The sequence below is a fragment of the Chitinophaga rhizosphaerae genome (assembly GCF_003958645.1).
Classification (GTDB): domain Bacteria; phylum Bacteroidota; class Bacteroidia; order Chitinophagales; family Chitinophagaceae; genus Chitinophaga; species Chitinophaga rhizosphaerae.
Genome location: NZ_RXLO01000003.1, coordinates 231,748 through 249,193, shown reverse-complemented (window position 1 = coordinate 249,193; position 17,446 = coordinate 231,748). Strand labels below are relative to the sequence as shown.

The following is a 17,446-nucleotide window of genomic DNA, read 5'->3' as shown; positions in this document are numbered from 1 at the left end:
ATATAGAATAAAACCAATACGTCACTAAATTTCACAACGGTAATTCAGGTAAAAAATCCTTTGGAGAACAACGCATTATCTTAGCAAGTTCATTCAAATGCCGAAGGTTGTATTTCGAAGCTCGTTTTGGAGTTTCTATATTTGCTATGAAACCTTCACTATAGCCTAACAAGTGAGCTAGCTGTTCCTGAGAAATACCTAATTGCTTTCTCCGCTCCCTAACTGCATCGATTACATATTGTTCAATTGGTGCCAATTCCATGTGTAAAAGGATTTGGGGCGAATCAACGGCACCCCGCGAATAAATTTACACGCCTATAGACTAGGGAATCAAAATATTTCGTATATTCGAGCTATAATTCCCCCAAAAGGCATCCTCAAAAAATGCCTGGGGAAAATATTAGCTTTGCAGCTTTAAGATATTAAGCGCATAGCCCGAATTCTCGTTCCAGACCCGCGAAACAAGGAACACGAGAGGAAGGCTTGCCCGCGTTCGTGCGCGGGCTCTTCTTGTCCGTGTTCCAATCCTCGCGGGTCTGGGCGGCAGGTTGAGTACCGCGCCTTTTTTATGCCGGTACCTCAACCCCCAAAACCGGCCTTATGCAGAAATCCACCAACATCAAGGAAAAGGTAGAGGAGTTAGCCAGGCTTCTCCTCCCACTGGGAATCTCCCATATTACTATCTACATCACCGGTAGCCGGGATCTGTTCTCGCCTGCCCTTCCCATCTCCCGCCTCCCGTTCAACGACGGCGAGCTCCTATTCCAAGAGATGAAAAATAATTGGGAGACCCCAATAACTGTCATTTTAAAAGCCTCCTCCATCTGAAATTAGATCCATCATTCATTAATCCGACGCTATATGACAAACAAGAAAAACGAACTGAAAGCGGTATCGCAATATTTTAAGGACCTGGACGACAAGTTCCGGAAGCGAGTCTGCAAGGAACTGGCCTGGCGGAAATCCACTTTCCAGCGAAAACAGAAAAGCCCCGCCAGCTTCAGCCCGATAGAATTGGAAACCATCAAAGGCATCGGCTGGGAGATGGCCGACGAGCTTCGCCGTAAAATCGCTAAATAACTGGTTATGGAAGATACACCCACAAACGAGGAGCCCCGCCGCCGCGGCCGTCCCCTAAAAACCGAGCGCCAGATCCCCGATTACCCGGAGGACTTTATTAGCTATTATCGCAACTTGTCCTTCATCGAACGGGAAAAGATCATCCGGACAGGAATAACCAAAAGGCAACTCGTTTGCCTGAAGGAAATATTAAAATTCGATTATGACACACTCGCCGCAACGATGGGAGTAACTACGCGCACCCTTTTCCTCCGGAAATTAGATCAGACATTCAGCCGAATGATGAGTGACCGGATCGCCATCCTGCTGGAACTGTATTGCTACGGTCTGGATGTATTCGGAGAACACGAACTTCTGCTCGAATGGCTCACCACTCCCAACGAAACCCTGCTGGATCAGCGCCCGATCGATATCCTCAATACCCATCCCGGCGTGCTGGAAGTGCGGAAAAGACTACATCGTCTATGTATCGGACAATTCTAATATCATCATGAAACTCTACCGCCTCGCTCATAAAGACCTTGTATTCCAACTGGAAAATAACCCGCTACTTGGATGCGTTTCGAATGGGAAGCACCCCTTCTTTTGCGCCTTCGATTCTATCGCATCCGCAATTCTGGAAAGCTGCGGGCATCGAACGCTGGGAAAATTGTCCCTCAATCTCCATTTGGTAGAATTTCGGCTGCCGGACCACTGTTGGATTTCCACGGTCCACGATGAGGCAATAATCGACCCGAGTGGTGGTATATTCAGCGGGAGCCCCGGCGCGAAGGCGCGGCAATTCCTGCAAGATAGGAAAGCCCTCGTTGCCACGTTCCCTTCCCTTCATTGGCGTCACCAGTTAAATTACCTCATCAATCCCCGCCATCCCCTATTTAAAGAAATCACTATAACCAAGATCCTCCCCTGTATTTAGGTCAGCGGCCAAATCCCTTTTCCCTTAGCCTTTCCGCCTCCCGAACCATTTGCCAATACCGCTCCCGGTTTTCTTCAACCTGGAGAACGCTATCCCTCACACTTTCCGGATCAGATTTCACCAATTTCTCCGCACGTATTAAGGCGGAATAAAGCGAGTCCTCCGGCAAAAGGCGCAGATAACGAATTTGGGTATCTGCATCCCTATACTCCCGCCCTGATTTGAAAGATTGAAACCAACCACCTACGGCGACTGAAAATCCAATCAGCAATGCGAAAGCTGCCCACAAGATTTTGGAAAAATGGTGGTGATGCTCATGCTGCAATGGCTTCGTCAAATCATGCCGGAGTTGTCCCACAAGCCCCTGCACTCCTTTAATGTCCTGCGATAATTGTCCCGCATCACGGGACGACGCTTGGAGTTCTTTCAGCAGCGAATTGGCAGTACGATCTAAAACCTCCACCTTTATCACAGCGATTTTGATTTCCGAAATCGTCTCAGTCTGGTGGCCTATGTCTTCCCGGATCTGATGCAGATCCTTCGACATTATATTTAAAAACATTTCATCCATAAAATACTTTTTAACGGCTTAAACCATTACGTTTCTTTCGCTTCCTGGCCTCCTGCAAGAGCTCATACGGAATTTGATTATTGACATATTCCGGGTTGAGCAACTCCTCAAGTATGCCCGTCATGGCCGACGCCACTTCCTTAACAGGCATTTCCTTTACAAAAGATAACCCGGAGGAGGATTGCTGAAGGAGTATCAACCGGGAGCTTTTTCCAGTTTCCTGAGAAATACGCTGTTGCGATGCCATAGCTTTCTGGAGATTGGCGAGGGAGAACTTCCGGTCAACGGCACTCCCCTTGAAACAAAAATTCCCGACCTTAAAACTTATCCCCTGCGGCTCCCGCGTCCCGCTGCGGAACTTGACCACCGTTTCAACGCCCCTCACTTTCAACCTCCGCGCCAATTCATCGATGTCGGTACACCCCTTCAGGCTGCTGGAGATGGCCGAATAAATCCGGTAACGTATTTGCTCCGGTTCGCTCATCGCTTTGAGCTGGGTACGGGAGATATCCTTCTTTTCCGCCGGTCGTAATCCAAACTCCCGGGTCAGTTCCTGGGCAACGGCTTTCGCCCGCCTGCCGATCATGCTGTCGGTAATTGCCTTGCCCTGGAAGTTGACGCGGTTGGCTATGATGTGGACATGCGGATGCTCTGTGTCCGTGTGCCGGACGACAGCGAACTGAGTTCCGACCATCCCGATCCCGTCTAGGTACTTACCGGCCAGGTCTTCCATCAATTCGTCCGTAACCTTTTCACCCGGAGGGAAACTCAGCACCGCATGGAAACAAGGGCGGGAAATCGTCCGGCGAAGCTCCGCCTGTGCCTCAAAATCATCGGCCATCAATCGCGGGCAATGGTCGCGGACGCCGTCGGAAGCCAGGATATATGCCCCGTCTTTCCCTAACACATATTGGCAGGTTCGGCGAAAACTGGCACTGCTAATTACCTTGCTGATCATTCTGCACCTGTTTCATTTGCTCGTCGAAAAATCCGATTATCTCCTTCAGTTTGGTATAGAGCGGAAGAATTCCCTGCTTATTGACAGCCCGCGCCACTTGGTTCAGATTGGTCGAAATACCAATGGCCTGGCGAAAAAAGGCATGATCTTTTACCTGAGGCAGGGCAACTACTTTGCCCTTAATCGCGGCGGCGCGGATGTAATTCGCCAGGTTCGTCCCGGCCTCCCGCGCTTTTCCTTTCAATATATACCTTTCCGCTTCGGTCAGGCGGATGGTAATTCTCCATTCTTTTTTCACCGGTTTTTTCGGCCGTCCGCCGTGGTTAGTATCGCCCATCATGCACAATTTTCCGGTTCAAAAAACACCCTTTGCGACCAACGGGAGCAAAGGGCAAGCGGTTTTCGGCTGCCGAAAACACCGCTTGCAATTCCAATATCCGCTCCGGTGAGACAAAAAGCCCCTTCCACCTTTAGCGGATAGCATCGTGGTTGAAAACCTTTGGGTTATCGACGCCGTGGCGTCGCAAGTTGGCCTTTAAGTTCATCCACAACTGGATATTATAATCCGCAATTTCCTCCAGATCGTTGGCGGATAAGTTGTGGACGTTGATCACTTTGCCATCGGGATCATTCGGCCCCTCCGTCCCGGAGAACGAAAAAATATTCGGTGCGCATCCTTCCCCGATTTCCAATCCCTTGGAAATCGCGATGCTACTGCCATACAATCGCACCTGCCTGCCGCTGGCGAGCGACAGCAGCTTCTTGCGTAGTTCTGCCATTACAATAAGTTTTTGAAGTAAATGAATTGATTAGCGGATTCTCCGGCCAGGATTCCGGAGTTGAGGGGAGTTGTCATCATCAGGAAACCTCCGCGGGAGATCCCGAGCCAGTTGTTGCACATCCGACATCTTCGGATAAATCGTCACGAACCATTCGTTCAGATCCTTTGCGCCCTTGTAAAAGGCACTTCCATCCCGCGCAGCCGGATGCTCCTGGATTACCTGCTCCGTTGCCCGCCGACCTGCAGCATCGTGATCGAGGTAAAGAGACGCGGAGGGATATTGCCGGATCACCGGCAAGCTCTCCCGGAGAAATGCCACCGAGTTCAAGATCAAACAGGTGGACGGCGGAAGTTCGAACCGCTCTTCGAGTACCTTGAAGGAAAGGAAGTCAAAGCACCCCTCGAAAATCCGCAACTCCCGCGACTCCCCCGGGATAAGCGTCGTCCCTTTGGGAGAATTACTCAGCTTGATCCGGGCGTTCCGCAACTCGAAGCCGCCTTTGTCGTTCTTAAACCCGATTGCATAAAAATCCTTCTTACCCAGCCGGTAGACTACCTCCCGGCAATACCTGTTCGCCAGTTCAAGCGGAATCCCACGTTGGTCGAGGTAGTCGATTAACGCCGGGGCCATGATCGGCCGTTCGGCCCGGATGTGGATCTTTGGCTCTTCATGGATGGATTGCGCCGGTGCCGCATTATGCTGACCGAGCTGCCCATGAAAAGAAAACTCATGGTCGAATTTGGATAGGAAGGTGGGAATATCGCATTGATAAAACGCCATCCCGAAATCGATGATCGTATCGCCAACGGCTTCCCCGAAATCATACCACAGGTTCTTCTGCCGGTCAACCTTAAATGAGGCCGTTTTCTCCGACCGCAACGGCGACAAGTACCATGCGTCCCGCTCGTTCTTCCGCTCGGGTGTGAATCCCAGCGAAGCGAGGAACTCCACCAGGTCGATCTTCTTCACGTCTTCAATGTTCACGCTCATAACCGTTGTTTTTCTGATTCAAGTAAAGGGGATTCGCTGCCGTGGGAACGCAGGCGTTTGATATCTTCTTCCAGCTCCGACCGGTAAAACACTTTCTTCCGGGGGCCGAGATCATGCCGGCGGACGACAGCCGCTTCCACATACTTACGGAGCGTCGGCTTCGAAACACCAAGGAACTTACAGGCGTCCCGGATCGATAAAGGGGCTTCCATTACCTTCGGCGCAGGGAAACAGTTTTTCAGGCAAGCGATCACGATGGATTCGATAAACAACCGGGCTTCGTCGAGGCTCAGCCCCACAAAATGCAACTGACTCATTTTCCATTTTTTTGTTTCATCGGCAATTTGCACCGGGGACGCGCTGGAATAAGGCAAATAGCAGCAACGAAGTAAAAAACCAGCAAAATCTTCTCACTGGAGGCAAAGATCACTTGCCTTTACTTTTCGATAAATAATTGTTTATCAATTTGATAACAGGTTCAACCGACCGGCGGGCTTTCCGCTCCTTCTGGAGATCGATGGAAGTATTGATCCGCGAAAAACCAGCAAGTTTCTTACCTCCGGCATCATAAATATGGACGAACCGGTCGATCACATCCCACGAAACGGTCAGGCCGTTTTGTTTGATTTCCCGGAAAATGACCCAATAATATTGCTGATCCGCCTGACCTTCCCGAACGAGTTCAAGCACGGGCGCGCCTTCCTCCCGGAACACCTTTTGAAAATCCTCAAAGTTCTTTGCCGCCCGAAAATGTGGTTGGAGTAATTCATACATTTCCCGGATCACCTCGTTTTGTTGACCGGCCGTCAGATCGTCGGATAATTTCAGGTACCGGTATTGGCTGGCCTCCCGTTGTCTTTTGCCGGGCTTCGGTTCCGGAAGTTGTGGCTCTACCGCTGGAGGTTCTGGCCGTCCGGCCAACAAACTTTGGATATGGGAAAGCAACCGGGCTCGTTGCGCTTCGTCAATCTCCATAATCTTCCGGAAATCGTCGTACTTCAGGAAATTGGTCTTTTTCAGGAGCGCCCATTGCTGGCGGTGGTCGGCGGCCTTCACGTCGTATTGATAGGCTTGAGGGAACGCTTTCAGTTCTGTTTCCAGAAACCGGAGCTGATAAGTCTGCAATTTCTCCAGCGCGGGAAAGATCTGGAGCACCCATATGGAATCCTGGAGATTGAAATACAAATACCGGTTGAACCAATGGAAATGCAAGAACAGATTATCGAGGTCGAATTTATGGGGACATTTGAGAAAGGAAATGCAATAGTGATTATGCAAAGCATAGTTCGCCAGGGCTTCGAAATCACGTCCGATCTTGAAGGGCTGTTTCTTTTGATCGCCGTAGGGAACGTCCCTGAGAAATGCATTCGTTTCCGTCATCCGCACATAGAACGGCACATCCTTTACATCATCGAGGTGGGTCATGGTGTAAGGTTTTTCGGGGGATATGATATATGAATATACGAAAATCAGCCGTCAGGGGCAAACGGCCATAGGGTTAACCGCGGAGCTGGTTAACCTGGAGATAGCGGGTCACGTAGTCATCGACGGAAATCCCGCTGCCTTTGTCGTACTGCTTCATGCAATTCAGAATATCGGACTTACGGAATTTATAGTGTTTGCCGAGTTTGGAATAAGGTAGTTCTCCACGGGAACATTTGCTATATACGAGATTCACATCGATCCGGAGGAAGTCCGCGACCTCCCGGGCAGACATGATGTGTTCCTCCTGCGGCGGTTGCCCGGTACCTCGGGCCACATCTACCAGTTCAGCCAGCATGGCCTTCATTTCCCGGATGTCCGACTCCATGCCTTCAATCCGCTGTTCCAATTCCTGCGTTATCATTCGGTTTCGGTTTAAGGTTATAATTCAACTTCATCGCCGCCTTAACCCGGTTCGAGTCGGGCACCTGCGCGTAAATCTGCGTGGTCTTGACATGCTTATGGTTGAGCATCTTGCTCACGACGTAAATATCCTCACCCTTTTCGATCAGGCTGGTGGCGTACTTATGCCGCCAGTTGTGGAATTTGGCCTTGTCCTTCATCCCCACGCTCGTGAACCACTCTTTCAGCTTCGTGCGGGTGCGGCTGTAGTTCAAGTCGGGGAAGACGAGCGCCCCCTTCTCCCCGCGTGTCCCCAGCAAATCTACTGCCTGCTGGCTCACGTAATGCTTGAACGACCTTTCCGGTTTGGGATCGATGATATGGAAGTACCAGGCTTCCTGCCCCTTGGAGTAATGCAGATCACCCCATTTGAGAATCCTCAAAGCACTGAACCGGAACCCCGTCATCAGCGCGAACAGGGAAGAACGATAAACAAGCTCGTCTTCGCAGGGGTTATCCAGCAAGAGTTGCAATTCTTCGTCGTCGATGATCTCCCGCGGCGAGTCCACGTTGCTGATACGCGGCACCCGTAGCGTGTAATCCTCCTGCAAATACTTATCACGGAAAGCGGTCTGCACGATCAACGCGAACTTATCATAATAAGACGCAGCGGAGTTCTGATTGAGCTTGACCTTCTCTGATTTCAGCGAAGTCGTTGAAAGAAGAAAAGTCTTGAACTTCTTGAGAAATTCTTCATCGATGTGCCGGAAGCGGAAATGATCACCCACAAACTTTTTGAGGTATTTGATGCCGGTTTCATAGTGCGTAGTATCAACCTTCTCGCGCTGCTTCGCGCGGATGAAGTTTAGGGCGTAGGTGTAGAAATCCACCTCCAGCGCGTCCTGGTTGAAAAGCCCGTTAGCCTCCAGCATCAGCGCGTTCATCCGTTTGAGATAAATCTTCTCCGCGATCTCCATGCAAAGACTGTTCTCCTTCTTCTGCAAGGAAGTCACCGGATTCTTATACAGGTAAAGGCCCAGCTTCTCGCGCCGCGTGTACACCTTCTTCTGCGGGTTCCACACGGCCGGAAAGTAATCAATGTACAGACTGAGCCGCCCGCTCTTCAGTTCCGTCGATCTCAGTTTTCCTCTCATACTGTGCTGTATTTACGAACGATGAATTGAATAACAGTTTCCCGGTGAAACAGGAGATTCCGCCCGATCCTGATCTTCGGGAACTCAGGGTCTTTGATCAATCTGAAGAGCGTCCGCTCGCTGAGGTTAGTGACCTGGGCCAATTGCTGGATGGTGATCAGATCCCCCATCCCCGAAGCAGCCTCCACCTTCACCGGGCCGATCTTTTCAACAGGCGGAGAACTGTCTATAACTGCCGGAGCCTCCGCCTTCTTCAACCGCTCCCGCTTCTCCCGCAACTTATAATTACGCTGCGCACAAACCAACGAACAATACTTCGTCGTCGCTTTTTGCGCGATGAAGATCTCGTTGCAATGCTCGCAGACTTTCTTGATCCGTTGGTTGCTGCTCATGGACAAAAAGTTAAGTGTTCGAAATGCCCAAAACTGACCCGGAAAGACGCGAAGTGCCAATAACCGCCAAATACTGCCATATACTGACAACTTCTCCTTACCTCCCCATCACGTTTTGTACTGTTTCATCTCAAAACAATACTAAGCCTTTTCAAAACACGAGCAAAATAAAACGGGAACAAAAAAGGGCAATCCGCTGGATTGCCCTACTGTATTACATTACGTTAGATAAACAAAGAAAATTTAAAGCAATTAAAAACAAGCCGCTACTTCCCGATACAAAACTTCGAAAAAATATAGTCCAACCGGTCCTCATTCGTCACCTCCCCGGCGATATCCGCTAAATAATGCAGGCACCGGCGAATGTCGAGCGCGAGGAGATCCCCGGGCAGCCCGTTATCCATTCCTCCCTTCACATCTTTCAACGAAGACAGCACTTCCTGCAGCGCCGAGTAATGGCGAACGTTTGTAATGATGGTATTTTCTGTGTTGATGGCGCCGCCCATCACTTTGTGTACCAGCTGATCTTTCAACTCCGTGATCTGGGAATGATCGCGGGCGGAGATGAAAATGATCCCGGGAATGAAACTGAATTTGGCGCGCGCTTCCTCGGCCCCCAGCACGTCGGATTTATTGCCGACCAACAGGTACGAAATCCCCTCGTGATCGAATTCCTTCACTTGTTCCAGCAAATCATCCACCGTCAGTTCAGACACATCGAACAGGTATACCACGATGCCCGCTTCGCGCATCTTCTCCAGCGACTTCTGTACCCCGATGCTCTCGATGGCATCGTTGCTTTCCCGGATGCCCGCCGTATCGATTAGGCGGAACAGGATGCCGCCGATGTTGAGCACTTCTTCGATGGTGTCGCGCGTGGTGCCGGCGATGTCGCTCACGATGGCGCGGTTTTCATTGAGCAGCGTGTTGAGCAGGGTGGATTTCCCGGCGTTCGGGCGCCCGATGATCGCGGTATTTACACCGTTTTTGATAACGTTCCCCACTTTGAACGACGAAATCAGCCGCGAAACTTCCGAAACGGATTCGTTTACCAGCGCGTACAGGGCAGTGCGGTCTGCGAATTCCACGTCTTCCTGGCTGAAATCGAGCTCGAGCTCTATGAGTGCGGAAAATTTGATGAGTTGTTCGCGGAGGGCGTACAGCTCGCGCGAAAAGCCGCCGCGCATTTGCTGGAGCGCCGTTTGGTGCGAAGCGGCCGTGTTGCTGGCGATCAGGTCGGCGACGGATTCGGCTTGCGTAAGATCGAGCTTGCCGTTGAGGAACGCCCGCTGGGTGAACTCTCCGGGCCGCGCAAGCCGCGCGCCTTCAGCGATGCAGGCTTCCACGATCTGCTGCTGGATGAAAGGTGAACCATGACAGGAAATTTCCACCACTTCCTCGCCGGTGTAAGACTTCGGCGCACGGTAAAGTGAAACCACCACCTCGTCTACAAGGCGCCCCTGGAAATGGAGCCCGCCGAAATGCAGGGTGTGGGTGGGTTGCGAAGCCAAATCTTTCGAGGGGAACAGCCGGTCGGTGATGGCTACGGCCGCTTTGCCGCTCAGCCGGATCACGGCAATGGCGCCAACGCCCGGCGCGGTTGCGATGGCCACGATGGTGTCGTCGTGCCCGCCAAGTTTTCCTATCATGGCCCGAAATTAAAGAAAATCTCCGTGCCGGCGGGGCGGGGCCGTTGGGCCCAATAAAAAATCCCCCCGGTAAACCAGGGGGATTTAGTATGTACTACTAGCTTGAGACTAAATACTACTCTTGGAGGGTGAAGCGGATAGGCAGGTTGAACTGCACAGATACCTGGCGTCCGTTCTGCTTACCGGGTTTCCATTTCGGCATTTTCTTCACCACGCGGATGGCCTCATCTTCGAGACCGCCGCCTTTGGCTTGCCCAACAGTTTTCACATCCTTGATGTTACCTTCCGAGTCTACCACGAATGATACGAACACGGTACCCTGGATGCCGTTTTCAGTGGCCAGGTGGGGGTAACGGATGTTATTGCTGAGGAACTTGTTGAGCGCTTCGTCACCACCGGGGAAGGTCGGAGGTTGTTCCACGAAGGTGAAAATCTCCTCTTTCGGGGGCGGCGGGGGCGCGTCAACTACGCCGGTACCTTTGGAATCATTGATCAGGCCCGGGTCGATACCGTTAGGATCGCCTTCTACGGTTTTGGTAGAAACGGCCTTGTCTTTGATCTCTTCAATCTTTACCAGTTCTTCCTCAGCTTTCACCTCTTCGTCTTTCTTGATCACCGGAGGGGTGAACTGAACAGACGGCTTCACCGGCGGGGGCGGAGCGGGCGGCGGAGGGGGCGGGGGCGGAGTTTTCGGATCGTCCGGCAACTTCACGTCCTCCAGTTTAATATCCTCGATGACCGGCTTGGTGTTTTTATCTGTATTGTCTGCTTTCAGGTTCAGGTAGATGAAGTAAGAGCCGACAATCAGCAACGCCATGGCAGCCGTTCCCAGGATAGAGTTCCGAACGCGCTTGTCGTACTTCTTGCGAAGCTCGTAAGCACCGTAGTTCTTGTTCCTGTCTTCGAACAGGATGTCAAGAAAGTCGGACTTGAGAATTTTAGCTGTATCCATAGTTACACGTTTATTGATGGATGCAAAAAATGATTGTTTTCCATACTACTGGATGCCGTTGCTGGCTTCAGTAGATTTGATCCATTGCTTGTCCTGGTCGCTGATATCCACCGTAGCATAACGCTGGATACGGTTGATGGCCATTTCATCCAATAAATCTACAAAGTTCTTGTACGTAGAGCCATCGTCAGCTTTGATGATGACAACCACGTCTTCAGGCTCTCCTTTGCTGTTCCGCAGGCGGGCCACTTCATCACGTTTTTTGATGATGATGTCGCGGATGCCGTTGGTATTGGCGAAGGTGGTTGCTTTGAAGAAGTCCGGGTTGCTGGAGGCATTCGGATCCTGTGCCAACCCTTCGTAGTAGTAAACCTGGTCTTTTTTACCCAACAGGATGGTAAGAGCGGTGGATTCTTTCACCTTGTTCTGCTCTTCCTGCTTTTCAGTATCCTTGGGCATGATCAGGTCCATGGTCTTGGGCTTCGACATGGTGGTGGTGAGCATGAAGAAGGTGATCAGGAGAAACCCGAGATCCACCATCGGAGTCATGTCCACACGGGTAGAAAGTTTTTTGCCTTTCTTGACGCCGTGTTTCTTCTTACCACCGCCCTGACTACTGGTATCCATTTCAGCCATGGTAGCAATATTTTTTAGTTACTTAATGTTGTTTACTGACAGGAGGGCCTTTTAATGGGCTTAATCCTGGTTTTGCTCTTCATACAGCGCAGCCGCGGAGCCTGCCGGTTTGGCCTCCAGGTTGGTCACCAGGTTTAATTTCTGGATTTTCTTTTCCTTGAAGGTGTCCAGCACCCGTTTGATCACGGGGTAGGGCGTCTCGTTGTCGGCCTTGATGCAATACTTCAGCTTGTTGTTGTTCCCTTGCGCGGCACGTGCGTACTCGATCCAGATCGCCAGCTCGTTGTTCGTGGAATCCATGGGGATGCCTTTCTCAACATTACTTTGCTTGCGCTGGTCGGCCGTAAGGTTCAATACCTGTTTCAGGTTTTTGAAATCCGTACCTACGCTGGAGCCAACCATGAAGTTCCGGATATCCTTCTCTTCCAGGCCAAGCTTGAAGTTGGTATTCAGGTCTTCGATGAGTTGTCTTCTTTTGGGCTGACCGTCCATGCTGAAAAACACTCTTCCGTCTTTGTCCACTGTCAGCAGGATCACGTCCGCGTCCGGCAGCAGCTGGGTGTTGATGGAGGAGGGAGTCACCACCGCAACCGGTTCGTCCGGTTTGAATTTGGTGGCGAGCATGAAGAAGGTCAGCAGCAGGAAAGCCACGTCACACATCGCCGTCATGTCGATGAGGGTGCTTTTCCTTGGCATTTTTACCTTTGGCATCTTACACTCCTTTTGTTTGGTTCACTTAATTAGATTCAGTTCGCGGTAGATTCCACAATAATTTACGAAATTATTTGTGGTTGGCAGCGAAAGACTGTGTCAAAGTAAAGCCAGATTCGTCGATAGCGTAGGTGATGCTGTCGATATTGGTAGTGAAGTAGTTATACATGATGATCGCGATAGCGGAGGTACCGATACCCAGTGCCGTGTTGATGAGGGCCTCAGAGATACCGAGTGCCAGTGCGGAAGAGTCCGGAGCACCGCTGTTAGACATCGCGGAGAACGCCTTGATCATCCCGAGTACCGTACCGAACAGCCCTACCAGCGTAGCTACGGAAGCGATGGTAGACAGGAACACGAGGTTCTTTTCCATCATCGGGAGCTCCAGCGCAGTCGTTTCCTCGATTTCGTTCTTGATGGTCAGGATCTTCTGGTCCGTGTCCAGCTCGGTGTTGGTGATCATTTCCTTGTACTTCTTCAGGCCTGCTTTCAGAACATTCCCTACAGAGCCTTTTTGCTTGTCGCATTCCGCCATTGCAGCGTCAACGTTTTTGTTCGCCAGGTGATACTGCACTTTACGTACCAGCTCGGATCCGCTGAATTTACCCTTTGCTTTCGACAGGTACAGGGCACGCTCGATTACGAAAGTGATACAAATCAACAAGATTGAGATAAGAATAGGCACGATGGCGCCACCTTTGTGAACGGTACCAAACCATTTTCCAATTCCGGTGTCTACCGGGTGATTCTCAGGATTGCCTCCCTGGAAGTTCTGAGCATTACCTAATACAAAAATGTAAAAGATGTATGCGATGGCGATACAAATAGGTACAGCCAGGATCGCAAATAAATTGGACGATTTTTTGGCTTGATGAGAAGTCGTTTTGGCAGCAGCTGCAGTCACAGTTGTTTTAGTCTCAGCCATGTTGATTGAATTTTAGTGTTAAAAATTAAACTGTTTGTTTGTTAGTAATTAAAAAGTTTAGATCGCAATTTCATAATTCACACGGGTAACCCGCTTATAATCAGTGATTCGCAAAGTTATAAGCCTTCCTCAAAAAAACAAGTGTCACCCAAAAAATTTAACCACACTTCACAAAAGCCCCACCATAGGGCATTCCACTCCCCTTCACATTAATTGAGCAAACACTTAGATAGAAAAAATAAATAATGTTATTCTTACTGTCCTCTCCCAACTTAGCTCTACCGACACGGCGGAATCGATTGATTTTTTTTCAAAGTTGGACGCACAATTTAAGAAAATTTCCAAACGATCCAACAGAAATTTTAAATACTTACGATTCCTATTTCATGGTTCCCCCTGCATTCACATCGCAGCAACGCTCCCGTTACAGGGAATGCCTTCGGGCAATTTACAGATTTTTAATTTCCGCTCTTACTGCATTTTTTGTCTTTTATGGATTTTAACGATTTATTATGACTTTCTTACCCTTCTTTTGTCTCCGCTTATTATTTACCACACAAAAACCAATCACCACGCACATGCAACTACAGCGCACCTTTGCCGCTGCCGTAGCCGGCGTATTGTGCACAGCACTGCTGATGCCGTCCGCCACTCACGCCCAGCGCAGGAAGAAAAATGAAAAAACTCCTGCCGCCGCGTCCCCGGCCAAAGACACCACCGCCCGGCCCGCCGGCCCCCAAAGGCCCTCCGGACCGCCCAAACCGCAACCCAAGAAGTTCACCGAAGTCATCAACGCCAACGCCGTTGCCGACTCCGGCCTGTTCAACATCTACAAACAGGAAGACCGCTTCTTCGCCGAAATCCCTGATGCCCTCCTCGGCAGAGACATCCTCGTGGTAAGCCGCCTCTCCAAGTCCGCCGCCGGCCTCCGCGCCCGCATGATGGGCTTCGCCGGCGACCAGATCAACGAAACCGTCATCCGCTTCGAAAAAGGCCCTAACCATCGCATTTTCCTGAAGAACATCTCCTTCTCGGAACGCTCCAAAGACTCCACCCAGCCCATGTTCGTGGCCGTGATGAACTCCAACGTGCAACCCATCGTGGCTTCGTTCGACGTAAAAGCGTACTCCAGGAACGGCAAAGGTTCCGTGGTAGACCTCACCGATTACATTAACAGCGATAACGACGTCCTGTTCTTCGACAGCAGCGTAAAAGGTATGCTGAAACTCGGCGCTCCGCAGGGAGACAAGTCGTACATCGACGATGTGCGCTCCTATCCCGAGAACATCGAGATCAAAACCGTTAAAACCTACTCCAAACAAGGCACTCCCCCCATGCCGGGCATGCCCCCTGCCGGCGGCGGCTTCGCTACCGTAGAGCTCAACAGCTCCATCGTACTGCTCCCCGCCGTTCCCATGGAACCCCGCTACTTCGATCCCCGCGTCGGCTACTTCGCCACCGGCATCACCGACTTCGACGCAGACCCGCAGGGCGTGAAGAAACTCGCCATGATCACCCGCTGGCGCCTCGAACCCAAGGCCGAAGACATGGAAAAATTCCGTCGCGGTGAACTGGTGGAACCCAAAAAGCCCATCATTTTCTACATCGATCCCGCAACCCCTGAAAAATGGCGCAAATATCTCATCATGGGGGTGAACGACTGGCAGGGTGCATTCGAACAGGCAGGCTTCAAAAACGCCATCTCCGCCCGCATGGCCCCCACCCGCGCCGAAGACTCCACCTGGAGCCTGGAAGACGCACGGTACAGCGCCATCGTATATAAACCTTCCGACGTGCCCAACGCCTCCGGCCCGCACGTACACGATCCCCGCTCCGGCGAGATCCTGGAAAGCCACATCAACTGGTACCATAACGTCATGAGCCTCCTCCGCAACTGGTACATGATCCAGGCGGCGCCCAACGACGAGCGCGCACGCAAAATGCAGTTCGACGACCAGCTGATGGGCGAACTCATCCGCTTCGTATCCAGCCACGAAGTTGGCCACACCCTCGGCCTCCGTCACAACTTCGGCTCCAGCTCCACCTATCCCGTAGAAAAACTCCGCGATAAGAACTGGGTGAAAGAACACGGCCACGCCGCTTCCATCATGGACTACGCCCGTTTCAACTACGTAGCACAGCCGGGCGACGGCATCTCCGGCGCCGATCTGTATCCCCGCATCAACTATTACGACAAATGGGCCATCGAATGGGGGTATAAAGCCATCCCCGGCACCAACGCCGATTCCGAGCGGCCTACCCTCAACAAATGGGTGATCAACCGCCTGCAGGACAAACGTTACTGGTTCGGCACCGAAATGAACCCCGACGATCCGCGCAGCCAGAACGAAGACCTGGGCGACAACGCCATGAAAGCCAGCGAATACGGTATCAAAAACCTTCAGCGCATCCTCCCCAATCTCATGGCCTGGACCCGCACTGAAAACGAAGGCTATTCCAGCCTGGCCACCATGTACCAGGAACTCCTCGGTCAGTTCGGCCGCTACAACGGCCACGTAGCCAAAAACATCGCCGGTATCTACGAAACGCCGAAAACCGTTGAACAGTCCGGCACCGTATACGAGCCAGTTGCCAAAGCCACCCAGCAGGATGCCCTGAAATTCCTCCAGGCCCAGCTGTTCAGCACCCCGAACTGGCTGCTCGACAAGGAAATCCTGGCCCGCGTTGGCGGAAACGCCCCCACCCTCATCCTGACTCAGCAGGAACGCGTGCTCGCCCGTCTGCTCAGCACCAACACCTTTGTGAAACTGCTGAACAACGAAGCCGTGAACCCCGCTGCCTACAAGGCTGTGGACTATGCTACCGACCTGAAAAAAGGCATCTTCTCCGAGATTTACACCCGCAAACCTGTAGACATTTATCGCCGCAACCTGCAGAAAGCCTACATCACGCAGCTTTCCAAGCTGGTGAAGGAGCCTGAAACCTCCCCGAACCAGATGATGATGGGCGGTGGCGGCCCCAACCCCATGACGTCCGACGCGGCCAGCATCGCCCGCGCACAACTGACCGCACTCCGCGGCGAAGTGCGCACGGCTGCCGCAGGAGCGCCAGACGCCATGACCCGCTTCCACCTGCAGGACCTCGCCGAGCGCATCGGCCAGGCCCTGCACCCGAAGTCCTGATCGATACAGATGAAAAATTGATAAGTCGCGGAAGCCGCATCCTTTACCGGGTGCGGCTTTTCGCATAAAAAAAGGACCGCCCATGAGTAGGCGGTCCTGTAATTTTCCCTATACTAATAAAAGTACAGGGTCAAAATTAGGTATGCGGCATGCATTGTATCTGCGCAGTGATTTTTTACCACCATTTTCCCCTGGCGGGATAATTCCGGTTGCCGGGGATGTTATTTATGATATACGCCACGATCAGCAGCAAAGCCACGCCGGAAGCCACGGGCGTCAATACGTACAAATACCCCAGCGCCCGGATCTTCGCGCTGCCGGCAACGGCCAGCAAAGCCGTAGCGCCGCCGGGCGGATGCACCGTTTTCGTCATTTGCATCACCACGATGGAACAGGCCACGGCCAGCGCGCCGGCCAGCCACTCCCATTCCGGTGAAGCAATCAGCAAACCCATCGTAACGCCTGTGACGGCGCTGAGCACGTGCCCGCCGAACACATTGCGCGGCTGAGCCAGCGGACTTTGGGTATGCCCGTATATCAGGACGGCGGATGCACCGAAAGAGCCCAGCACGAAGAGGTTGTCGCGCGCGGGCAGGTAAAAGTGATTGATCATCCCGATCAGCCCCACCCCGAGTAATGCCCCGAGGAAAGACCAGGCCATATCTTTGCGGTCGATCAGCGTTTCCCGGTAGATTACGTACTTCGCTATACGGTAAGTCCGTTTCATATGTCTCTTCATCGGGTGCAAAAATACACCTATCAA

Annotated in this window: 21 protein-coding genes; 4 read left to right on the top strand and 17 right to left on the bottom strand. The window is 51.8% G+C overall.

Annotated features, from left to right (window positions below; translation table 11 throughout):
- Window positions 1-31: 31 nt before the first annotated feature.
- Window positions 32-262, bottom strand: coding sequence for a helix-turn-helix domain-containing protein (locus EJ361_RS08225; protein WP_126245011.1), 231 nt, complete (start codon window positions 260-262; stop codon window positions 32-34).
- Between the two features lie 338 nt (window positions 263-600).
- Here EJ361_RS08225 and EJ361_RS08220 point away from each other — a divergent pair, with 338 nt between their 5' ends.
- The 3 genes from EJ361_RS08220 to EJ361_RS08210 are packed head-to-tail and all read left to right on the top strand — an operon-like array spanning window position 601 to window position 1,563.
- Window positions 601-828, top strand: coding sequence for a hypothetical protein (locus tag EJ361_RS08220; protein ID WP_126245010.1), 228 nt, complete (start codon window positions 601-603; stop codon window positions 826-828).
- A 33-nt stretch (window positions 829-861) separates the two neighbouring features.
- Window positions 862-1,080: a hypothetical protein gene (locus EJ361_RS08215; RefSeq protein ID WP_126245009.1), complete on the top strand. Its 219-nt coding sequence runs from the start codon at window positions 862-864 to the stop codon at window positions 1,078-1,080.
- Window positions 1,081-1,086: 6 nt separating this feature from the next.
- Window positions 1,087-1,563, top strand: coding sequence for an antitoxin Xre/MbcA/ParS toxin-binding domain-containing protein (locus EJ361_RS08210; protein ID WP_126245008.1), 477 nt, complete (start codon window positions 1,087-1,089; stop codon window positions 1,561-1,563).
- 434 nt (window positions 1,564-1,997) lie between these two features.
- Here the strand turns inward: EJ361_RS08210 and EJ361_RS08205 are convergent, their stop codons facing one another.
- The 15 genes from EJ361_RS08205 to EJ361_RS08135 all read right to left on the bottom strand — a co-directional run bounded on the left by EJ361_RS08205 (window position 1,998) and on the right by EJ361_RS08135 (window position 13,279).
- Window positions 1,998-2,567 carry a hypothetical protein gene (locus EJ361_RS08205; protein WP_126245007.1) on the bottom strand — a complete coding sequence of 190 codons (570 nt, stop codon included), beginning with the start codon at window positions 2,565-2,567 and terminating at the stop codon, window positions 1,998-2,000.
- Between the two features lie 10 nt (window positions 2,568-2,577).
- Window positions 2,578-3,525, bottom strand: coding sequence for a relaxase/mobilization nuclease domain-containing protein (locus tag EJ361_RS08200; protein ID WP_126245006.1), 948 nt, complete (start codon window positions 3,523-3,525; stop codon window positions 2,578-2,580).
- Window positions 3,506-3,862 (bottom strand): plasmid mobilization protein, encoded by a 357-nt coding sequence (locus EJ361_RS08195; protein ID WP_164714132.1) that lies wholly within the window; start codon window positions 3,860-3,862, stop codon window positions 3,506-3,508. Before EJ361_RS08195 ends, EJ361_RS08200 begins: the two co-directional genes overlap by 20 nt.
- A 133-nt stretch (window positions 3,863-3,995) precedes the next feature.
- Complete coding sequence (locus EJ361_RS08190; protein WP_126245004.1) at window positions 3,996-4,304, bottom strand: hypothetical protein; 309 nt, start codon at window positions 4,302-4,304, stop codon at window positions 3,996-3,998.
- A gap of 30 nt (window positions 4,305-4,334) precedes the next feature.
- Window positions 4,335-5,297, bottom strand: a complete 963-nt coding sequence (locus EJ361_RS08185; protein WP_126245003.1) for a toprim domain-containing protein — start codon at window positions 5,295-5,297, stop codon at window positions 4,335-4,337.
- Window positions 5,294-5,614: a helix-turn-helix transcriptional regulator gene (locus EJ361_RS08180; RefSeq protein WP_126245002.1), complete on the bottom strand. Its 321-nt coding sequence runs from the start codon at window positions 5,612-5,614 to the stop codon at window positions 5,294-5,296. Before EJ361_RS08180 ends, EJ361_RS08185 begins: the two co-directional genes overlap by 4 nt.
- Before the next feature lie 109 nt (window positions 5,615-5,723).
- Entirely contained in the window at window positions 5,724-6,722 is a 999-nt protein-coding gene (locus tag EJ361_RS08175) for a hypothetical protein (protein WP_126245001.1), read from the bottom strand.
- Window positions 6,723-6,795: 73 nt separating this feature from the next.
- Complete coding sequence (locus EJ361_RS08170) at window positions 6,796-7,143, bottom strand: helix-turn-helix domain-containing protein (protein ID WP_126245000.1); 348 nt, start codon at window positions 7,141-7,143, stop codon at window positions 6,796-6,798.
- Window positions 7,112-8,275, bottom strand: coding sequence for a tyrosine-type recombinase/integrase (locus EJ361_RS08165; RefSeq protein WP_126244999.1), 1,164 nt, complete (start codon window positions 8,273-8,275; stop codon window positions 7,112-7,114). Before EJ361_RS08165 ends, EJ361_RS08170 begins: the two co-directional genes overlap by 32 nt.
- Window positions 8,272-8,667: a helix-turn-helix transcriptional regulator gene (locus EJ361_RS08160; RefSeq protein WP_126244998.1), complete on the bottom strand. Its 396-nt coding sequence runs from the start codon at window positions 8,665-8,667 to the stop codon at window positions 8,272-8,274. The genes EJ361_RS08165 and EJ361_RS08160 overlap by 4 nt, the downstream gene beginning before the upstream one ends.
- 266 nt (window positions 8,668-8,933) lie before the next feature.
- Window positions 8,934-10,316 (bottom strand): tRNA uridine-5-carboxymethylaminomethyl(34) synthesis GTPase MnmE, encoded by a 1,383-nt coding sequence (gene mnmE / locus EJ361_RS08155; RefSeq protein WP_126244997.1) that lies wholly within the window; start codon window positions 10,314-10,316, stop codon window positions 8,934-8,936.
- A 115-nt stretch (window positions 10,317-10,431) separates the two neighbouring features.
- Window positions 10,432-11,268, bottom strand: a complete 837-nt coding sequence (locus EJ361_RS08150) for an energy transducer TonB (RefSeq protein WP_126244996.1) — start codon at window positions 11,266-11,268, stop codon at window positions 10,432-10,434.
- Window positions 11,269-11,313: 45 nt separating this feature from the next.
- Entirely contained in the window at window positions 11,314-11,895 is a 582-nt protein-coding gene (locus EJ361_RS08145) for an ExbD/TolR family protein (RefSeq protein WP_240646583.1), read from the bottom strand.
- 69 nt (window positions 11,896-11,964) lie between these two features.
- Window positions 11,965-12,600 (bottom strand): ExbD/TolR family protein, encoded by a 636-nt coding sequence (locus EJ361_RS08140; protein ID WP_240646582.1) that lies wholly within the window; start codon window positions 12,598-12,600, stop codon window positions 11,965-11,967.
- An 85-nt stretch (window positions 12,601-12,685) separates the two neighbouring features.
- Complete coding sequence (locus tag EJ361_RS08135) at window positions 12,686-13,279, bottom strand: MotA/TolQ/ExbB proton channel family protein (protein ID WP_240646581.1); 594 nt, start codon at window positions 13,277-13,279, stop codon at window positions 12,686-12,688.
- Between the two features lie 839 nt (window positions 13,280-14,118).
- Between EJ361_RS08135 and EJ361_RS08130 the strand changes: the two genes are divergently transcribed.
- The gene (locus EJ361_RS08130; protein WP_126244992.1) at window positions 14,119-16,683 is read left to right on the top strand and encodes a zinc-dependent metalloprotease; all 2,565 of its coding nucleotides are present in this window, start codon (window positions 14,119-14,121) and stop codon (window positions 16,681-16,683) included.
- Window positions 16,684-16,858: 175 nt separating this feature from the next.
- On the opposite strand, the gene EJ361_RS08125 is transcribed toward EJ361_RS08130, so the two are convergent.
- Window positions 16,859-17,422 (bottom strand): HPP family protein, encoded by a 564-nt coding sequence (locus EJ361_RS08125; RefSeq protein WP_126244991.1) that lies wholly within the window; start codon window positions 17,420-17,422, stop codon window positions 16,859-16,861.
- Window positions 17,423-17,446: the final 24 nt, after the last annotated feature.